This window comes from Pseudomonas sp. S1(2024) (assembly GCF_046557535.1).
In genome coordinates this window covers 21,914-40,146 of the sequence record NZ_JBKGFP010000105.1, presented here as the reverse complement: position 1 = coordinate 40,146, position 18,233 = coordinate 21,914, and the positions used below count along the sequence as shown (strand labels likewise).

Annotated in this window: 15 protein-coding genes and 1 pseudogene; 4 read left to right on the top strand and 12 right to left on the bottom strand. The window is 65.6% G+C overall.

Annotation, left to right across the window (positions count from 1 at the left end; genetic code table 11):
- Nucleotides 1-111: 111 nt before the first annotated feature.
- The 3 genes from ACLCGK_RS28490 to ACLCGK_RS28480 all read right to left on the bottom strand — a co-directional run bounded on the left by ACLCGK_RS28490 (nucleotide 112) and on the right by ACLCGK_RS28480 (nucleotide 4,483).
- The gene (locus tag ACLCGK_RS28490) at nucleotides 112-1,380 is read right to left on the bottom strand and encodes a carbohydrate porin (protein WP_410953405.1); all 1,269 of its coding nucleotides are present in this window, start codon (nucleotides 1,378-1,380) and stop codon (nucleotides 112-114) included.
- Nucleotides 1,381-1,508: 128 nt separating this feature from the next.
- Nucleotides 1,509-3,926 carry a glucose/quinate/shikimate family membrane-bound PQQ-dependent dehydrogenase gene (locus ACLCGK_RS28485; protein ID WP_410953404.1) on the bottom strand — a complete coding sequence of 806 codons (2,418 nt, stop codon included), beginning with the start codon at nucleotides 3,924-3,926 and terminating at the stop codon, nucleotides 1,509-1,511.
- 206 nt (nucleotides 3,927-4,132) lie between these two features.
- Nucleotides 4,133-4,483, bottom strand: coding sequence for a cupin (locus ACLCGK_RS28480; protein WP_013972962.1), 351 nt, complete (start codon nucleotides 4,481-4,483; stop codon nucleotides 4,133-4,135).
- Between the two features lie 117 nt (nucleotides 4,484-4,600).
- Here ACLCGK_RS28480 and ACLCGK_RS28475 point away from each other — a divergent pair, with 117 nt between their 5' ends.
- Nucleotides 4,601-5,506, top strand: coding sequence for a LysR family transcriptional regulator (locus ACLCGK_RS28475; protein ID WP_410953403.1), 906 nt, complete (start codon nucleotides 4,601-4,603; stop codon nucleotides 5,504-5,506).
- Nucleotides 5,507-5,611: 105 nt separating this feature from the next.
- Entirely contained in the window at nucleotides 5,612-6,811 is a 1,200-nt protein-coding gene (locus ACLCGK_RS28470; protein ID WP_410953402.1) for an MFS transporter, read from the top strand.
- A 57-nt stretch (nucleotides 6,812-6,868) separates the two neighbouring features.
- On the opposite strand, the gene ACLCGK_RS28465 is transcribed toward ACLCGK_RS28470, so the two are convergent.
- Nucleotides 6,869-7,480, bottom strand: a complete 612-nt coding sequence (locus tag ACLCGK_RS28465) for a LysE family translocator (protein ID WP_004376275.1) — start codon at nucleotides 7,478-7,480, stop codon at nucleotides 6,869-6,871.
- Between the two features lie 106 nt (nucleotides 7,481-7,586).
- Between ACLCGK_RS28465 and ACLCGK_RS28460 the strand changes: the two genes are divergently transcribed.
- Nucleotides 7,587-8,561 (top strand): GlxA family transcriptional regulator, encoded by a 975-nt coding sequence (locus ACLCGK_RS28460; RefSeq protein WP_410953406.1) that lies wholly within the window; start codon nucleotides 7,587-7,589, stop codon nucleotides 8,559-8,561.
- A gap of 151 nt (nucleotides 8,562-8,712) precedes the next feature.
- Here the strand turns inward: ACLCGK_RS28460 and ACLCGK_RS28455 are convergent, their stop codons facing one another.
- From ACLCGK_RS28455 to ACLCGK_RS28420, 8 genes and pseudogenes are all read right to left on the bottom strand, one after another.
- On the bottom strand, nucleotides 8,713-9,564 hold the full coding sequence (locus ACLCGK_RS28455; RefSeq protein WP_061551610.1) for a CAP domain-containing protein: 852 nt from the start codon (nucleotides 9,562-9,564) through the stop codon (nucleotides 8,713-8,715).
- Between the two features lie 220 nt (nucleotides 9,565-9,784).
- A complete protein-coding gene (locus ACLCGK_RS28450; protein ID WP_410953401.1) occupies nucleotides 9,785-10,396 on the bottom strand; it encodes a cell wall hydrolase in 612 nt (203 codons plus the stop codon).
- Between the two features lie 35 nt (nucleotides 10,397-10,431).
- Nucleotides 10,432-11,349, bottom strand: coding sequence for an AEC family transporter (locus ACLCGK_RS28445; RefSeq protein WP_013972955.1), 918 nt, complete (start codon nucleotides 11,347-11,349; stop codon nucleotides 10,432-10,434).
- Nucleotides 11,350-11,599: 250 nt separating this feature from the next.
- Nucleotides 11,600-12,463: a LysR family transcriptional regulator gene (locus ACLCGK_RS28440; protein ID WP_015270667.1), complete on the bottom strand. Its 864-nt coding sequence runs from the start codon at nucleotides 12,461-12,463 to the stop codon at nucleotides 11,600-11,602.
- A 136-nt stretch (nucleotides 12,464-12,599) separates the two neighbouring features.
- On the bottom strand, nucleotides 12,600-13,448 hold the full coding sequence (locus ACLCGK_RS28435) for an ABC transporter permease (RefSeq protein WP_410953400.1): 849 nt from the start codon (nucleotides 13,446-13,448) through the stop codon (nucleotides 12,600-12,602).
- The gene (locus ACLCGK_RS28430) at nucleotides 13,445-14,461 is read right to left on the bottom strand and encodes an ABC transporter substrate-binding protein (RefSeq protein WP_410953399.1); all 1,017 of its coding nucleotides are present in this window, start codon (nucleotides 14,459-14,461) and stop codon (nucleotides 13,445-13,447) included. Before ACLCGK_RS28430 ends, ACLCGK_RS28435 begins: the two co-directional genes overlap by 4 nt.
- Nucleotides 14,462-14,566: 105 nt before the next feature.
- The gene (locus ACLCGK_RS28425) at nucleotides 14,567-15,322 is read right to left on the bottom strand and encodes a methyl-accepting chemotaxis protein (protein ID WP_371034575.1); all 756 of its coding nucleotides are present in this window, start codon (nucleotides 15,320-15,322) and stop codon (nucleotides 14,567-14,569) included.
- 102 nt (nucleotides 15,323-15,424) lie between these two features.
- Nucleotides 15,425-16,390 (bottom strand): annotated as a pseudogene (locus ACLCGK_RS28420) (HAMP domain-containing protein); the annotation flags it as partial.
- A 518-nt stretch (nucleotides 16,391-16,908) separates the two neighbouring features.
- On the opposite strand from ACLCGK_RS28420, the gene ACLCGK_RS28415 reads away from it, so the two are divergent.
- Nucleotides 16,909-18,228: a Na+/H+ antiporter family protein gene (locus ACLCGK_RS28415; RefSeq protein ID WP_013972950.1), complete on the top strand. Its 1,320-nt coding sequence runs from the start codon at nucleotides 16,909-16,911 to the stop codon at nucleotides 18,226-18,228.
- Nucleotides 18,229-18,233 lie beyond the last annotated feature (5 nt).

Below are 18,233 nucleotides of genomic sequence, written 5' to 3'. Positions count from 1 at the left end.
CTTCGCGGGCACGCCCGCTCCCACAGGTACAGCACCGCCAGGCCAGCCGGTGATACACCTGTGGGAGCGGGCGTGCCCGCGAAGGGCTGCAGAGCAGCCCCAATCAAGGTTTCAGAAGGTAGCCTTGACCTGCAGGCCAACCACCAGCGCGTTGTCGATGTCCTTCCCGGAGAACGCGCCCGGCTCGATGATGTACTGCACATCCGGGCGCAGGTTCAGCCATGGCGTGGCCTGGTAGCCATAGCTCAGCTCGACCAGCTGCTCGCCGCTGTCGATATCGGGGAACTGCTGCCCGGCATCGAACGCGGTATCTTCCAGCGCGTCGCGGCTACGCGGGTTGGGTACGGCACGGCCATAGCCCAGGGCCACAGTATCCTTCGGGCGGCCTGCGAACGGCTTGTACAGCACCACGCCGGCGCCATACCACTTGGTGAATGGCGAGGCGGCCTTGCTCGACGCCGAGTACTGGCCGAAGGCATGCAGGCTGCGGCCCGGCAAGCCCTGGTCGTTCCACACGGCCTGGTCGACTAGCAGATAGTGGCCGCCACGGCCGGACACTTCCTCGTCGCTGCCGATGCGCTTCACGTCGGAGCTGTCGTAGTAGTAGCCCAGTTTGTACTCGCCAGGCAGCTCGCCCTGCAGCTTGTAGACCAGCTCTACCGGTACCACGGTGCCGGTGGTGTGCTTGGGGCCCAGGTGCCAGGCGCGGCTTGAATTGCCATTGCTTTCCGGGTCGACGTTGAACGCCGCCACACGCAGTTGCCAGGATGGCGACAGGTCGTACTTCACCCGTACGCCCAGGTGGGCATTGGGGTAATTGGTCCAGCCACTGCCGCCAGACATGTTCAGCGGGTGGCCGCAGAAGCCGGCGTTCATGAAGTTGCACAGGATGCCACTGTCCAGGCCGCCGAGGTCGTTGCCCATGGCCATGTAGCCGAGCTTGACGTTGAGCGCCGGGGTGAACAGGGTACGCTCGTAGCTCAGCTCGGTCAGGCGGGTGTACAGGCCACCGAAGTTTTCCTGGATCGGCAGGCGGTTGCCCACCAGGTCTTCCGAGGCGCTGTTGCCGCGGCGGTCGTTGATGGTCAGCTGGACCTTGCCGCCGTTGTCCAGGCCATACAGTTTCGACAGGTCGAACTGCACGCCCAGTTTCAGGTTTTGCGAGTAGCGCGCCGAGCGGTGCAGGCCACCGTGGGCGTTGTAGGCGGTTTCGCCGCTGTAGTCGCCGGTGAACCTGACGCCGTCTTCTTCCAGTTGGTGACGCAGGCCGCCCCAGTCACCGGTCAGGGTGCTGCGGGTCATCAGGTCGCCGTCGGCCAGGGCGGTGCTGCTGGCCAGGGCCAGCAGCAGGGTGGGGGTGATGCGAATTGCGGATGGCATTGCTGAATCTCAGGTTGTTTTTCAGGGCCTCATCGCCGGCAAGCCAGCTCCCACAGGATGATCACTGCCCAAGCGGACGGTGCAGTCCCTGTGGGAGCGGGCGTGCCCGCGAAGAAGGCGACGCGGTCTTACGGCAGAGCGTAAGAAATCACGTAGTCGCCACGGTCAGTCGACTGGCGCGCGCCGCCAGCCGTGACCACCACGTACTGCTTGCCGGTTTTCGGCGAAACGTAGGTCATCGGGCCGCCCTGGCTGCCCACTGGCAGGCGAGCCTTCCAGATTTCGTTGCCGTTGCTGCTGTCGTAGGCGCGCAGGTAGAAGTCCTGGGTGCCGGCGATGAACACCAGGCCGCCCTGGGTGGACAGGGTGCCGCCGAGGGTCGGCAGGCCGATCTTGATCGGCAAGTGCATGCGGATGCCGAGCGGGCCGGTGTCCTCGACGGTACCCACAGGTACCTGCCACGCCACCTGGCGGGTCTTCATGTCGATGGCGGTCAGGGTGCCGAATGGCGGCGCCTGGCACGGAATGCCGGCCACCGACAGGAAGCGGTTCTTGTTCACTGCATACGGGGTGCCCTTGAGCGGTACTGCACCCATGCCGGTGTTAAGCGCTTCGCCACCGGAAGCGGCACCGCCCTTGTTCTGCGACGGGATCATCTGGATCCACAGGCCCAGGCGCATGTCGTTGACGAAGATGAAACCATGTACCGGGTCGGTGGAAATGCTGCCCCAGTTCATGCCGCCCAGCGAACCCGGGAAGCTCAGCGACAGGTCGGTGCCCGGCGCGGTGTACAGGCCGTCGTAGCGCATTTTCTTGAAGTCGATGCGGCACAGCAGCTGGTCGTACGGGGTTGCGCCCCACATGTCCGATTCGGTCAGGGTCTGCGCGCCGATCTGCGGCATGCCCACCGACTTCGGCTGGGTTGGCGAGTACGGCTCGTTGGGGATGTTGCTTGGCTTGACCGGTACTTCGTCGACCTGGGTCAGCGGCTTGCCGGTGGCGCGGTCGAGCACGTAGATCTGCCCGGCCTTGGTGCCGATTACCACTGCAGGTACCGACTGGCCGTCGTCCTTGGTGAAATCGATCAGGCTCGGCTGCATCGGCAGGTCGAAGTCCCACAGGTCGTTGTGCACGGTCTGGAACACCCACTTCTGGTTGCCGGTGGTGGCGTCCAGCGCCAGTACCGAAGCGCCATAGGTGTGGTCCAGCTTGCTGCGTTCGACACCGTAGATGTCGGTGGACGACGAGCCCATCGGCAGGAACACGGTATTCATCGCCGGGTCGTAGGACATCGGGGCCCAGCTGTTGGGGGTGCTGCGCACATAGGTGCTGTCGCCCTGCGGCGCCTGGCGATCTTCCGGGTTGCCGGGGTCGAAGGCCCAGCGCATTTCACCCGTGATCACGTCGAAACCACGGATCACGCCGCCTGGCATGTCGGTCTGGACGTTGTCGGCGACGCGGCCGCCGACCACCACGGTGGTGCCGGCCATCAGTGGGGCCGAGGACAGCTGGTAGTAGGAGTCCGGCACATCGCCCAGGCCGGCCTTGAGGTCGACCTGGCCGTTGTTGCCGAAGCCCTGGCAGAACTCGCCGGTGTCGGCGTCGACGGCAATCAGGCGGCCATCGATGGTGTTGGTCATCAGGCGACGCTGGCAGTTGGCACCGGCCGGTACGCTGGCCGCGGTGATTGGCGAGCTGTTCGGCTGGGTCGGCTGGGCGATGGCGGCAGTGGCGTCGAAGTAGGCCATGCCACGGCAACGCTGCCAGACCTTGGACTGGGCGTTGATCGCGTTCTTCCACAGCTCTTTGCCGGTGTCGGCATCAAGGGCGATCAGGTTGTTGTGCGGGGTGCAGATGAACACCTTGTTGCCGACCTGCAGCGGGGTCAGCTGGTCTTCGGCGCCGTTGCCGTCGCTGAGCGCCACGTCACCGGTGCGGTAGGTCCAGGCCACTTTCAGCTTGTTGACGTTGTCGCGGTTGATCTGGTCCAGCGCGGCGAAGCGGCTGCCACCTTCGGTGTTGCCGTAGTGAGCCCAGTCCTTCTGCGCCTTGCCGGCCTCGACCGGGGTCATGCCCGGGCCTTTGCCGGTGGGGGCGACGCTTGGGTGGGCGACGAACATGTTGCCGGCGGCGATCACCAGCAGCACGGCCATAACCCCGGCAACGCCATAGGCACCGCGGCCGGCGCTGGTGCCATTGGCACGGGCCAGCAGCGGGTAGACCAGTGCCACCACCATGCCAATTGCGCCGAACATGAACAGGCGCGAGAACAGCGGCCAGAACACCAGGCCTGCGTCGATCAGCGCCCAGATGGCAGTGCCGACCAGGAACGCCGCGTACAGCCAGGCGCCAGCCGGCTTGCGGCGAGCGATGAGAACGCCGGCGATGGCCATGGCCAGGCCGCCGATCAGGAAGTACCAGGAACCGCCCAGGCCGGCCAGCTTGACGCCGCCCGCAGCCAGGAGGAGGCCGAGCAGGGCGATGATCACGCCCAGGCCGACCAGGATGATGTTTGTGGCGCCAGAGGCGCGCGGTGTTTCTTTCATGCCAGGGATCTCAGCAGGTGGAATGCGCGCAGTGTAATCTCTTAGCTTGCTAATTAACAAGTTGGTACATAATTTTGTGGGGCGGATTGTCGCAGGGTTGAACTCTGAAAGGTGTGGCTAAAAGTCTAGATCATGCGCTTAAAATTGCAGTAAACAGGGTGTTCATGTCGGCTGGTTAACCCGCGTTCGATTTTCGATTACCGGATTCACGCCGGCCACGGAGTGCCGCTGCTGTAGAACACCGCGAGCCAGATGGTGGCGGTGCCGGGGGCGGTCCATTCCACGCGGTGGCGGTAATGCGGCGGGATGTCCAGGCAATCGCCCGGCGCCAGCAGGCGGGTGTGGCTCTCGTGCTCGAAGCGCAGGCCGGCGGCGCCACTGAGCAGCACGATCCATTCGCCTTCGGCCTGGTCGTACCAGAAACCGGGCGGGCTGGCCTGGCCGCTGGAAACGATACGCTCCACACGCACACCCGGGCGGCTGAGCAGTTGGTCGACCCGTTCGGAGCTGGTGGGGTCGCAAGGGGGCAGGGCAGTCAGCAGGTTGGTCGGGATCATGGAAAACCTCGTCTGGAAGGGGGTGGTTCCACTATGGACGCAATTGCCATGCGCCGCGCTTCTTGACCGGCCCGGCTGTTTGTAAGAACTTTCCGGGATTTGGAAGACGGGCAACAAATGGACAAACTCCTGGCGATGAAGATGTTCGTGGCCACCGTCGATGCCCAGGGCTTTTCTGCCGCTGCACGCCGGCTCGGGCTGGCGACATCGTCGGTGACGCGCCTGGTCGATGCCCTGGAAGCGGCGTTGGGCGCCACCTTGCTCAACCGCTCCACCCGCCAGGTCAGCCTGACCGAGGCCGGCGCCCGTTATTACGAGCGCGCGCGGGGTATTTTCGAGGCCCTGGACGAGGCCGATGCCAGTGTCGCCGACCGGGGCGAGGAGCCTGTCGGTGTGCTGCGCCTGTGCTTGCCGGTGGAGTTCGGCAGGCGGGTCATCGCCCCGCACCTGGGGGCGTTTTTGGCGCAACATCCGGCTCTGGAGCTGGACATCGACCTCAGCGACCGCCTGGATGACCTGCTTGACGGGCGCTATGACCTGTCGATCCGCCTGGGCGACCCCTCGCCCAATGACGAGCTGGTATGCCGCCAGCTGGGTCGCTTCCAGCGTTGGCTGGTGGCCAGCCCGTGCTACCTGGCCGGGCATGACGCGCTGGAGCATCCGCGACAGCTGCTCGAGCACGCCTGCCTGCGCTTTCGCTACGGGCAGAAAGGCCGCCCCTGGCGCCTGGCCCGTGGGCAGGACAGTCTGGAACTGGACGTGAGCGGGCCGTTGCGCAGTGCCAATGCCGACATGCTGCGCGAAACCGCACTGGCGGGCAGCGGTATCGCACTGTTGGCCGACTGGCTGGTGCGTGAGGATGTGGCGGCCGGGCGCCTGCAACGGCTGTTCCCCGATTGGCAGGCCAGCCCCGGCGCTGCCAATGACAGCATCAACGCCTTGTATCTGCCCAATCATCGTGGTTCACGGCGGGTGAATGCCTTTATCGACTTTTGCGAAAACTTGCTGCAGCGCAGCACCTAGTGTTGCGCAGTGCGCAAAGCCCTGTTGCGCCAGCGCTGGATTCTCGCCAGGAGTGCGTCTGGGTAAGGTGGCCGGCATATTCCAGCCATTGCCGAGGACACTCGCATGAATCCCTCCCTTGCCGCCGCGCAGCCTGCCGCCACCGGCCTCAGCCGGGCCCTGGTCGCCCTGCTGGCGTTCTGCTGCGGCGCGATCGTCGCCAATATCTACTATGCCCAGCCCATCGTCGGGCTGATCGCCCCGGACCTGGGGTTGTCCACCGAGCATGCCAGCCTCATCGTTTCGCTCACGCAGCTTGGCTATGCCTTGGGCCTGCTGTTGCTGGTACCGCTGGCCGACCTGTTGGAAAACCGCCGCTTGATGGTGGCTACCGCCGTGCTGGCTTGCGTCAGCCTGCTGCTGGCGGGCACCAGCAGCAGCGGCCAGGGCCAGTTGTTCCTCGGCTATGCACTGCTGATCGGTTTCAGTTCCGTGGCGGTGCAGATGCTCATTCCGCTGGCGGCGCACCTGGCGCCGGAGCAGCAGCGTGGGCGGGTGGTCGGCAACATCATGGGCGGCCTGCTGCTGGGTATCCTGCTGGCGCGGCCGTTGTCCAGCCTGGTGGCCGACTACTTCGGCTGGCGGGCGGTGTTCATTGGCGCTGCCGGGGTGATGCTGGCGATCATCCTGCTGCTGGCCCTGACCTTGCCGCGGCGGGTGCCCGAGCACAAGGCCAGCTATGCCGGGCTGATGCTGTCGCTGCTCACGCTGCTGCGCCGTTATCCCTTGCTGCGCCAGCGCTCGCTGTACCAGGCGCTGATGTTCGCGGCGTTCAGCCTGTACTGGACGGCGGTGCCGATGGCCCTGGCAACCGAGCATGGCCTGTCACAGAGCCAGATCGCGGTATTCGCCCTGGTGGGCGCGGTAGGCGCCGTCGCCGCACCCATGGCCGGCCGCCTGGCCGATGCCGGGCATGCCCGGGCCGGTTCGCTGTTGGCGTTGTTACTGGCACCGGCGGCACTGTTGCTGGGGCTGACGGTGCCGGGCTACAGCGTGATCGGCCTGGGCCTGACCGGCGTGCTGCTGGATTTTGCGGTGCAGATGAACATGGTCATCGGCCAGCGTGAAGTGTACGCGCTGGACCCGGCCAGCCGCGGGCGGCTGAACGCGGTGTACATGACCAGCATCTTCCTGGGTGGGGCGCTGGGTTCGGCGGTGGCCAGTGCGGTGTTCAGCCAGTTTGGCTGGCAGGGTGTGGCGCTGGTGGGGGCGGGTTTGCCGGGCGTGGCCTTGATCATCTTCCTGACCAAAGCGCGCCGGGGTTGAATGCGAGCCCACAGGTTGTCGCGATCCCTGTACGATCGCGACAGCCTTTGCGTAGTGCTACCGCCCAAGCGGCAACGCCACACCAATCAAGGCAAACAGGCTGCCGCAGCAGCGATTGAAGCCTTTACCGCCCTTGGCCAGCCATGGCCGGATGCGAAACGCCAGGCGTGCCAACAGGTATTCGACCAGGAACTCGACGCTGGCAAAGGTTGCCGCCATCACCACGAACTGCAGCAGCAACCCACGCTGCGGGTCGATGAACTGCGGCAGGAAAGCGCCGTAGAACAGCAGCACCTTGGGGTTGGCCATGGCCGACAGCAGGCCCTGGCGGAACAGGCCGGCATTGCCCAGCCGCGCACTTTGCGCGGTCAGTTCCAGGTGCAGGCCCGGGCTGCGCCACAGCTGGATACCCAGCCAGACCAGATAGGCGCCACCCACCCACTTGAGCACGCTCAGCACCGAGGCCGAGGCCTGCAGCAATGCGCTGAGGCCGAACATGGCCAAGGCAATCAGGGCGCTGAAGCCAAACACCCCGCCAATGATGGTGAACAACGTCCGGCGTGCGCCATACAGGGCACCGTGGGTCAGGGCCAGCAGGCTGTTGGGGCCTGGGGTCAGCGACAGGCCGATGCTCGCCAGCAGGTAGATGAGCCAGGTGTCGAGTGCCATGGTGGGGAATGCCTTGTTGATGGAGAGGGCGCCAGTCTATGGCGCCGATCTTGTCGGGCAAGGGTATGATCCGGACATTGAATGGTCGTTTCTGGACACGATGCCAATGCTGCCCGACATCCGCTTGCTGATCTTGCCGTTACCGGATTTTGCCTTGCTGCCGTTCGGCGCCTTTCTCGACAAGTTGCGTTTCAGCGCCGACGACGAGGACTACAGCCAGCAGCGCTACTGCAGCTGGACCGTTGCAGGGCTGACACTCGACCCGGTGCCTTCGAGCAGTGGCGCGGTGGTGCAGGTCGAAGCCGTCGCAGGCCAGCTCGAGCTGGCCAGTTTCGACTACCTGGTGGTGTTCGGCGGGCGCAACGCGATGGCCACTGCCGCGCTGGCGCCTCGCTACCGGGCCTTGCTCAGGCAGGCCGGCAAGGCTGGCGTCAAGCTGGTGGGGGTCGACAACGGTGCTTTCCTGTTGGCCGCCTGCGGTTTGCTGCAGGGGCACAAGGTAGTGGTGCACTGGCGCCACGAAGCCGAATTCCGTGCAGCCTTCCCGCATTTGCAGGTACTGAGTGAGCAGCTGTATTGCATCGACGGTAGCCGCATCACCTGCGCCGGCGGCACCGCGGCCATCGACCTGGCCGTCGCGCTGTTGTCACGCGCCTGCGGGAGGGCCAGGGCGCTGAAGGGCCTGGCCGACATGCTGGTGGATGAAACCCGTGATAGCCGCCATGCCTTGCGCTCGTTGGAGCTGGGGGGCGGGCAGGGGCGGCAGGTGCAGCGCGCGCAGGCATTGATGCGTCATCACCTGGGTACGCCGTTGACCGCGGAGCAGTTGGCGGCTGAGCTGGGCATCAGCCGGCGCCAGCTGGACCGGCAGTTTCACGCCAGCCATGGCATGAGCGCCAAGGCATGGTGGCTGGAGATGCGCCTGCAACAGGCGCGTTGGCGCCTGCTCAATTCCAGCCACAGCCTGGCGCAGATTGCCGATGAAGTGGGCCTGGGCGATGCCAGTTACCTGGGCAAGTGCGTGCGGCGACGGTTTGGATGCACGGCCCAAGCGTTGCGTGACGGCAATATCTCGCCCTGAAGCCCGGCGCGCACTCTGTAGGAGCGGCCTTGTGTCGCGAAAGGGCCGCAAAGCGGCCCCGGCAATTTTGTGGCGATGCCGATATCCTGGGGGCGCTTCGCACCCCTTTCGCGACACAAGGCCGCTCCTACATAAAGCGCGTCAGCCGGGCTTACTGCGGCGTCCCGAACAACCCTGTCCAGTAAATCCCCGCATCACTCTTCGGGTCCACTGCATACGCAGCGCCCAGCTCACGGAAGTCCGGGTTCATCAGCGTCGCACAATGCCCCGGGCTATCCAGCCAGCCATCGACCACCTTGCGCGCGGTGTCACGCCCGGCGGCGATGTTTTCGCCGATCTGCTGGTACAGGTAGCCGGCCAGCTCTGCCCGGTCCCCGGGGGTGCGGCCATCCTTGTCGATGTGGTCGAAGAAGTTCTGGTTGGCCATGGCCCGGGTGTGGTTGGCGGCAACCCCGGCCAGCACCGTGCTCCAGCTCAGTGCGGGGGCGGCAGCGAAGGGCTGGCCACCGCATTGGCGCGGCACCTTGCGCGCGGCGTTGATCTCCTGCAGCACCTTCTGCCCCTCGGCCTGCCAGTCGCCCAGGCGGCCACTGAGCAGCGGCCGGGCAAGCACGATGCGCCAGTCGCGGCCTTCCTGGCTGACGCCGATATCGACGAACTGCGGGTCCAGCACCACCTGGCAGAAGCTCTCTTCGATGGCATGCATGGCAGCGCGCGCATCACGTGGCCCCGACAGGCTGATGGCCTGCACGTTGACCATCGGGTAGGCGGCGCGGGTCATGGCCTGCTGCAGGTCGCGGGTACCCTCTGGCGACAGCGCCAGGCGGGTATCGCTGTTGAGCGGCGGTAGTTCCAACGACGCTTCGCCACCGCAGGGCTGGGCCTTGCTGCGGTAGACATTGATCGAATCGATCAGTTGCGCTTCTTCGCCGGTGGCAGCCATGGCCCCGGCCGAGACGAGCAGGCCCAGCGACAAGGCGGCAACGGATGACAGGACGCGCATGTGGATCTCCCTATGACTGGCAGCGTCGGGGTTCGCGCTGCTCATCCTACACAAGCCCGGGGCTTTTGGCCCGGGCTCGTGCAAAGCAATGAGAACGCCAACATTCGTTGCTGGCGGCAAAAGAGGGAGTAGACCACTGTTCATCCGAAAAGTGCGAATAGTTGGTAATCATTCCTATCTAATCACGCCTGTCTGCCGGTTTGCTGGCGCCCGGCGGCTATCAGCGCGCCACCGCCTGGTTCGGTTTGTAGAACAGAAAATGCCTGGTCTGCGCCGTCCGGCGGTAGGCTTTGGCCCAGTCCGGGTGCACATTGCGGTCATGGAAGTACAAGGCACCCCCGGTGCGGTCTCTCAATTGCTGGTTGAGCGCCTTGCGCGCAATCTCCTTGGCAATGCCGTAGCGTTGCGCTTCTTCGACCTGGTCCGGGCGCCCGTCGCACCACCAGGAGAACTGGCAGGCCTTGCTTTCCACCCCCTGCTTGACCACGCCGCAGATGGTATCCGGGAAGCCATCGTGGCCCAGGCGGTTGAGCACGACGTTGGCCACGGCGGCCATGTCTTCGGCGTCGGCACCCTTGGCCTCCCAGTAGATGGTGCGGGCCAGGCAGGTGATGCTGTCATCCAGCGGCGCCTGGCCGGCCGGGTCCACTGCCTGCGCTTCGCCGGGTGTGAGGGTCTCGGCCTTTTTCGGGGGTGGTGTGTCATTCACCACTTTTTCCTCGAGTACCTCGGCCTTGTCCTCGGCGACGGCAGCCTTGGCCGGGTCGGCCGCGTGCAAGGGGCCTGCGAGCAGGGCCGAAACCAGGCCGATCACCATCCACGAAAGGCGCATGATGCAAGCTCCCGAACTGTGGGCTGGTTCACAGTCTAGCCAAGCGCAAGCATCAGCACCAAAGGCAGGGTGGCGGCAGCCAACACGGTCTGCAGGGCGATGATGGTGGCCATCAGCGGTGCGTTACCGCCCATTTGCCGGGCCATTACATAGGAAGATGATGCGGTCGGCAGTGCCTGGAACAGCACCGCCACCACCGCTGCCTGGCCACCCAGGCCAAGCAGGCGGCACAAGCCCCAGGTGGTCAACGGCATGACCAGGAACTTGAATGCCGACGCCGCCATCAGCGGGCGCACCTGCTGGCCCAGGCGGGCGCCACCCAGGGCTGCGCCGACGCACAGCAGGCCCAGCGGCAGGGCGGCCTGGCCCAGGGCCTTGACCGTGGGTTCGATACCCGCTGGCAAGCCCAGCCCACTGGCGCGCAGCAGCAACCCGCCGGCGCAACCGACGATCAAGGGGTTGGCGAAGATGGCCCGCAACACCGTGGCCGGTGAGCTATGGCGGGCGCTGAAGCGGGCGAACACCAGCACGCAAAGCAGGTTGACCAGTGGCACGATGGCGGCGTTGGCCACCGCCGCCAGGGCGATGCCGGCGCTGCCGTAGATACCCGCTGCAAGGGTGGCGCCGATGTAGTTGTTGAAGCGGATGCCGCCCTGGAACACCGAGGTGAAGTCGGCACCGTCGTGGTTCATGGCGCCCTGGTACAGCACCAGCAGCACGGCCCCGGCCAGGGTCGAGAGCATCAGCACGCCAACCATGCCCAGCACCGGTACGCCATCGAGGTTGGCGGTGGCCAGGCCATGGAGGAACAGCGACGGCAGCAGTACGTAATAGCTCAGGCGCTCGGCGCCGGGCCAGAAGTTATCGGCGAGAAAGCCGCGCAGGCGCAGGAAAGTGCCCAGGGCAATCAGCAGGATGATCGGCAGCAGGGTAGTCAGCAGCAGGTGGAGCATGATCGACGTTCCGTGGTCGGGTACGGGCACAGACTACTGGTGCGGATCGATCTGTAAAAACGTTGTTTTCTGCACTGACCGTTGAGAAAAAATGCATGGTTGAAGTCGATACTGGCTCTTGTAGGAGCGGCCTTGTGTCGCGAAAGGGGAGCGAAGCGCCCCCAGGATATCGGCATCGCCACAAAATTGCCGGGGCCGCTTTGCGGCCCTTTCGCGACACAAGGCCGCTCCTACAAGGCCCTGCGAACCTTCACGCCTCCAGCGCAGTCTTCAGCACCGCGCTCAAATGCCGCCGCTGGCTCTTCTCATGCTCCAGCAACACCACGCGCCGGGTCAGCTGTGGTTCGCCAAATGGCAGGCAGGTAGCCGGTGGCAAGCGTTGCAGGTCGTCATCGGCCATGGGGATGATTGCCACACCCAGGCCCATCACCGCCATGCGCGCCAGCGCTTCCTGGCTGTCCAGCTCCATCTGCTCGCTCACCTGCAGATGCTGGCGGCGCAGCTCCTGCTCGATCTGCCGCCCGGCCCAGGCACGCTTGTCGAAGCGCAGGAACGGCTGGCTGGCCAGCAACTGCGGCACGCTTAGCCCGGCCAGGTCGGGGCTGGCGATGGCCCAGAAGCGGTCTTCGAACAACGGCGTGAAGTCCAGGCTTTGTGGGTAGGGGCTGACCGGCTCGGTGGTGATCGCCGCATCGAGTTCGCCGTCTTCCACCCGCCGTGCCAGTTCTGCCGACATGCCGGAGGCCACGCTGACATGCAACTGCGGATGGTGCGCCTTGATCCACACCAGCGCCTTGGGCAGGCGCCGCGCCAGCACCGTGTGGATCGCCCCCAGGCGCAGGCGGCCGCGCAGGCTCGGGCCGCTGGCCAGGGCGTCGGCCAGTTCGTCATAGCTAGCCAGGATGGTCTCGGCGCGGGCCACCGCCAACTGGCCGGCTTCGGTCAGCGACACCTGCCTGCGGCTGCGGTCGAACAAGCTCACCTGCAGTTCGTCTTCGAGGGTCTTGATGTGCAGGCTCACCGCCGAAGGGGTGAGGCTGAGCAGGTCGGCGGCACGCGCGAAGGTGCCGTGGCGGGCGATGGTCACCAGGGTGCGCAAGGCTTTGAGGGACATGCGGGTGAGGTCCGGTTTCAAGCTGACAGAGCTGCATTGTCAGGCCCGGCCCTATCGCCGGCAAGCCAGCTCCCACAGGTACGGCACCCTGTGGGAGCTGGCTTGCCGGCGATAGGGCCGGGGCAGGCAGCAATGTTCAACGCCCACCACGCCCATAAGCCTGGCTGATCCGGTCGATCACCATGGCCAGGGCGACGATCGCCAGCCCGGCCTCGACGCCTTGGCCGACATTCAGCGTCTGGATCCCCGACAGCACGTCCTCGCCCAGCCCGCGGGCGCCAATCATCGAAGCCACCACCACCATCGACAGGGCCATCATCACCGACTGGTTGAGCCCGGCCATGATGCTCGGCAGCGCCAGCGGCAGGGCGATGCGCCGCAACCGCTGCCAGCGGCTGGCGCCAAGACCATGGGCGGCTTGCAGCAGCGAAGGGTCGATCTGGCTCAGGCCCAGTTCGGTCAGCCGCACCAGCGGTGGCAAGGCATAGATCAGTGTGGCGAACACGGCGGGCACCTTGCCCAGGCCGAACAGCATCAGCACCGGGATCAGGTAAACGAAGGCCGGCAAGGTCTGCATCACATCCAGTACCGGCAACAGCAAGCGCTTCGCCAGCGGCCGGGCAGCCAGCAGGATGCCCAGCGGCACGCCCACCAGCACGCAGAGGCCGGTACTGACCAGCACCAACGCCATGGTCAGCAGCAGTTTGTCCCACAACCCGAGCATACCGATCAGGGCCAGCAGCGCCACCAGTACCGCGCTGCGCAGCACGCTGCGGCTGGCATGCCAGGCAAGCAGGCCGATCAGCAACAGCAGCAGCCACCACGGCAGCAGGCGCAGCAGGGTTTCCAGGCCGACCAGCAGTTGCAGCAACTGGTCCGAGACGCTGCGCAGGTGATCGCCGTAATGCAGTACCAGCCAGTCGACCAGGCGGTTGACGCTGTCGGCAAAGGAGAATTGCAGGGCCTCGGGGAAGCCGCCGCTCACAGGCTGGCCTCGACCTTGGTGGCAATGTCCGCAGGCAACCAGGCTTTCCACACCTCGCGGTTATCGCGCAGGAAGGTGAGGGCAGCGTCGCGGGACGGCGTTCGCTTTTCGCTCATGTCGGCCAGTGCCTTGTTCAGTCGGTCGATGGGCAGGTCGACCCGCTCGAACACGCTCACCAGCTCCGGGTAGCCCTCGCGAAAGGCCTTGGATACGCCAATCGACAACTTGGCCGGCAGCGAGCTGCTGCCCTTGGGCTCGGGGTTGCCGGCATCGGTGAGGGTGGCCCAGGCCTGGGCATCGAACGGCGGCTCTTGCAGGCGTATGAGCTTGTAACGCCCCATCAAAGGGGTCGGGTTCCAGTAGTAGAACAGCACCGGTTGGCCACGGCGGATGGCCGAGCCGATTTCGGCATCCATTGCAGCCCCGGAGCCACTGCGGAAGTTGGTATAGAGATCATTCAGCCCGTAGGCCTTGAGTTTCTGGCTGTTGACGGTTTCGGATGTCCACCCGCTGGGGCTATTCAGAAAGCGCCCTTTACCGGGTGACTCGGGGTCGCGGAACACCTGCGGGTAACGTTTCAGGTCCTCGACGCTGCGCAATTGCGGCGCCACGGGTTTCAGCTTGCGCGCGGCATCGCCCTCGATCACGTAGGCCGGCACCCACCAGCCTTCTTCGGCATTCTTGACCGTGTCGCCCAAGGCAAACACCTGGCCGGCCTGTTCTGCCTTGACCCAGGCGGGGCTGCGCCCGGCCCATTCCTCGGCGATTACCTGCAGGTCGTTGCGCGCCAGGGCCACTTCCATGCTGACGGTGCTGCCGGGCAGGGTGTCGGTGGTGTAGCCGTAGCCACGCTCCACGATCAGCCGCAGGATCTCGGTGGTGAGGGCACCGCTTTCCCAGCCGATGGCACCAAAGCGGATGGGCGTGGTGCGTTCTGCGGAGGCGGCGCTGTCGGTGCTGGCCAGGCCGACGGCGAGCAGCAGGCCGGCCAGCAGCGTCGGAATCTTTTTCATGGGGCCTCTTGGAGTGGCGCTACTGAGTTGCCGCAAGTGTAGACGACCGGCTCCAGGCCCGGCAGGAAGGCCGCTGCACGCGATTGGCAGCGGCCTGCAAGTGACTCAGACGCGGAACTGGTCCATCAGCGCCTGTTGCTGGTTGGCCAGGCTGTTCAGCGACTGGCTTACCCGCGCCGACTCGTTGGCCTGCCCCGACAGCGATTCGGTGACATCACGGATGGTTGCCACGTTGCTGTTGATTTCCTCGGCCACTGCGCTTTGCTCTTCGGCGGCCGAGGCGATCTGCAGGTTCATGTCGGTGATCACCGTCACTGCCTGGCCGATGCGCTGCAGCGCGGTGACTGCCTGGCCAACCTGCTGCACGCCGCTCTGGGCCTGGCGGTGGCTGTTGTCCATGGCCCCGACCACCTCGCGAGTGCCGTTCTGCAAGGCCTCGATCACCTGGCGCGTTTCTTCCACCGATTCCTGGGTACGCTGGGCCAGGTTGCGTACCTCGTCCGCGACCACGGCAAAGCCACGGCCGGCTTCACCGGCGCGGGCCGCCTCGATGGCGGCGTTGAGCGCCAGCAAGTTGGTCTGTTCGGCGATCGAGCGGATCACCTCCAGCACCGAACCGATCTTCTCGCTGTTCTGCGCCAGGCCCTCCACTTCGCTCATGGCGTTGCTCATGTCGGCGGCCAGGGCATCGATGCTGTGGGTGGTGCGGTCGATCACCGCCAGGCCTTCGCGGGTGGCCTGGTCGGCATCGCGGGCGGCCTGCGCGGCCTGGGCGGCGCTGCGGGCGACGTCCTGGGCGGTGGCACTCATCTCGTGCGAAGCAGTGGCCACCTGGTCGACCTGGCGGTACTGCTGCTCCATGCCGGCGCTGGTCTGGGTGGCAATTGCCGAAGACTGGTCGGCGGTGCCACGGGCGGCCTGCACCGAGCGTTTTACCTCGGCGATGGTCGGCTGCAGCTTGTCGAGGAAGCGGTTGAACCAGCCGGCCAGTTCGCCCAGTTCGTCCTGCTTCTGGTAGGTCAGGCGGCGGGTCAGGTCACCTTCGCCGCTGGCAATGTCCTTGAGCATGCTTGCCACGCCGAGGATCGGCCGGGTAACGCCGCGGGCCATCAGCCACACCATCAGCAGGCCGGCAATCGCCGCCGCCAGGCCCAGGCCAAGTTCCAGCAGGGTGCCGCTGGTGTTCAGCGCGTCCAGTTCCTGTTTCAGCGCTTCGGCCGGCCCGGTCAGGGCGTTTTCCGGCACATCCAGCAGCACGCCCCAAGGCTGGGCATCCGGAATCGGCTGGAAGGCGGCCAGCACCTTCAGGCGCTGCTGGTCGTGCACGATGGTCATCTTGCCGTCGGCCAGCTTGCGCACCAGTTCAGCACCCTTGGCGGTGTCGACCTGGTCGAAGCGCTGGGCCAGCTTGCTGGCATCGGCGCTGTAGCCGGCCAGCAGGCCGACCGGGCTGAGGATGCCGACCGTGGTGCGGCCTTCGTACAGGCTGCGGCTGGCCTCCTGGCTCAGGGCCTGCAGGCTGTTGAGGTTGATGTCGATGGACAGGGTGGCGATCACCTTGCCGTCGACTGCCAGCGGGAAGACGATGCTGGTCATCAGCACCTGCTGGCCATCGATGTCGTAGAAGTAGGGCTCCACCACGCACACCTTGCCGGATGTGCGCGGGCACACCCACCAGGTATTGGCTGGCTGGCCGCTGGGGCCGATCTCGGTGTTGGCCATGTCATGTTCGGGCAGGGCCATGGCCGTCAGCTGGCCGACACGCGGCTGCGACCAGTACAGGGCGAAGCGCCCGGTTTCGTTGCTGCCCAGTTCTGCCTTGCCGGCGAACAGGCTGTCCTTGTTGTCCAGGGCGTTGGGCTCGAATACCAGCGACAGGCCGAGCAGCTCAGGGTTGGCCTGCAGGGCGGCGCGCACCTGGCGGGTCATGTCCTCGCGCAGGTCGAAGGCGTCGAGAAAGCGCTTTTCCGCCTGCTCGCGCAGGAACAGCACCTGGCGGGCGAAACCGGCGCCGTACTGGTAGGCGTCCATGAACTGGCGGCGGATGTTCAGCGCCTGCACCTCGCCCTGCGACTCGATGCGCGACTGCGCCGACTCGGTCAGCATCTGCATGCTGCTGGCCTTGACCAGGTCCGAGCTGTGGTCCATGCGATACAGCGACAGGCCGACGAGCAGGGTGACGATGCCGGCCAGGCAGAGACCGGCGAGCAGGGTGATCTTCCACTGGATGGAAAGTTGTCGCAAAGGCATGGGGGTGGGTCCCTTGTAATAAGAGTGTGGCTGACGAATGTGTCGGCTGGCGCGGGCTTTTCTTTATTCAAACGTTCAATTTAATCCGCAGGCCGCGCGAGGCGTTGGTAATCCGCCGCAACATGGCGCTTTTGACATCTGCTGCCCACTGCTTCAGAGTGCGCGCTTTTTTTCTGTCGCAATGAGGTAAGCCAACCATGAATGCAGTGATCGCCGCGGTCGGCATCATGCTGATACTCAGCCTGTCCCGCGTGCACGTGGTCATCGCCCTGATCGTCGGGGCCCTGGCCGGTGGGCTGGTGGGGGGCCTGGGCATCGAAGGTACGCTCAAGGCCTTCAACGGCGGCCTCGGCGGCGGGGCCACGGTAGCCCTGTCCTATGCACTGCTGGGCGCCTTTGCCGTGGCCATCGCCAAGTCCGGCCTGGCCCATGCCTTGGCCGACCGCGCCCTGGCCATGATCGACCGCCAGGGCCATGCCAGTGGCGGCAAGGTCAAATGGTTACTGGTGGGCCTGATGCTGGTGGTGGCAGTGTCGTCGCAGAACATCCTGCCTATCCACATCGCCTTCATCCCCTTGCTGGTGCCACCGCTGCTGTACGTGCTGACCCGCCTGCGCATCGACCGCCGGCTGATCGCCTGCGTGATCACCTTTGGCCTGATCACCCCGTACATGTTCCTGCCGGTGGGCTTTGGCAACATCTTCCTCAACGAAATCCTGCTGGCCAACGTCGCCCGCGCGGGTGTCGACGTGAGTGGCGTGAATGTCACCCACGCCATGGCCATCCCGGCCGCTGGCATGCTGGCTGGCCTGTTGCTGGCGGTATTCGTCAGCTACCGCAAGAAGCGTGACTACGACCTGGCGCGCATCGAGCAGGTGGAGCAGGTGAGCGTGCAGTACAACCCGCTGACCCTGCTGGTGGCCGGGCTGGCGATTGCCTCGGCGTTCATCGTCCAGTTGTGGCTGGACTCGATGATCATCGGCGCCATGGTCGGCTTCCTGATCTTCTCGCTGTCGGGCATCGTGCGCTGGAAGGACACTGACGACCTGTTCACCGAAGGCATGAAGATGATGGCCATGATCGGCTTCATCATGATTGCCGCCTCAGGCTTTGCCGACGTGATGAAGGCCACCGGTGAGGTGAACAGCCTGGTGGAAACCTCGGCGCAGTGGATCGACCACAGCAAGGGCGTCGGTGCCTTGCTGATGCTGCTGGTGGGCCTGCTGGTGACCATGGGCATCGGCTCGTCGTTCTCCACCGTGCCGATCCTGGCCGCGATCTTCGTGCCGCTGTGCGTGCAGCTGGGCTTCGACCCGCTGGCCACCGTGTGCATCGTGGGTACCGCCGGTGCCCTGGGCGACGCGGGCTCGCCTGCCTCGGACTCGACCCTGGGCCCGACCTCGGGGTTGAACGTGGATGGCCAGCACCACCATATCTGGGACACCGTGGTGCCTACCTTCATCCACTACAACCTGCCACTGCTGGCGTTCGGCTGGTTGGCGGCGATGACGCTGTAAGACGG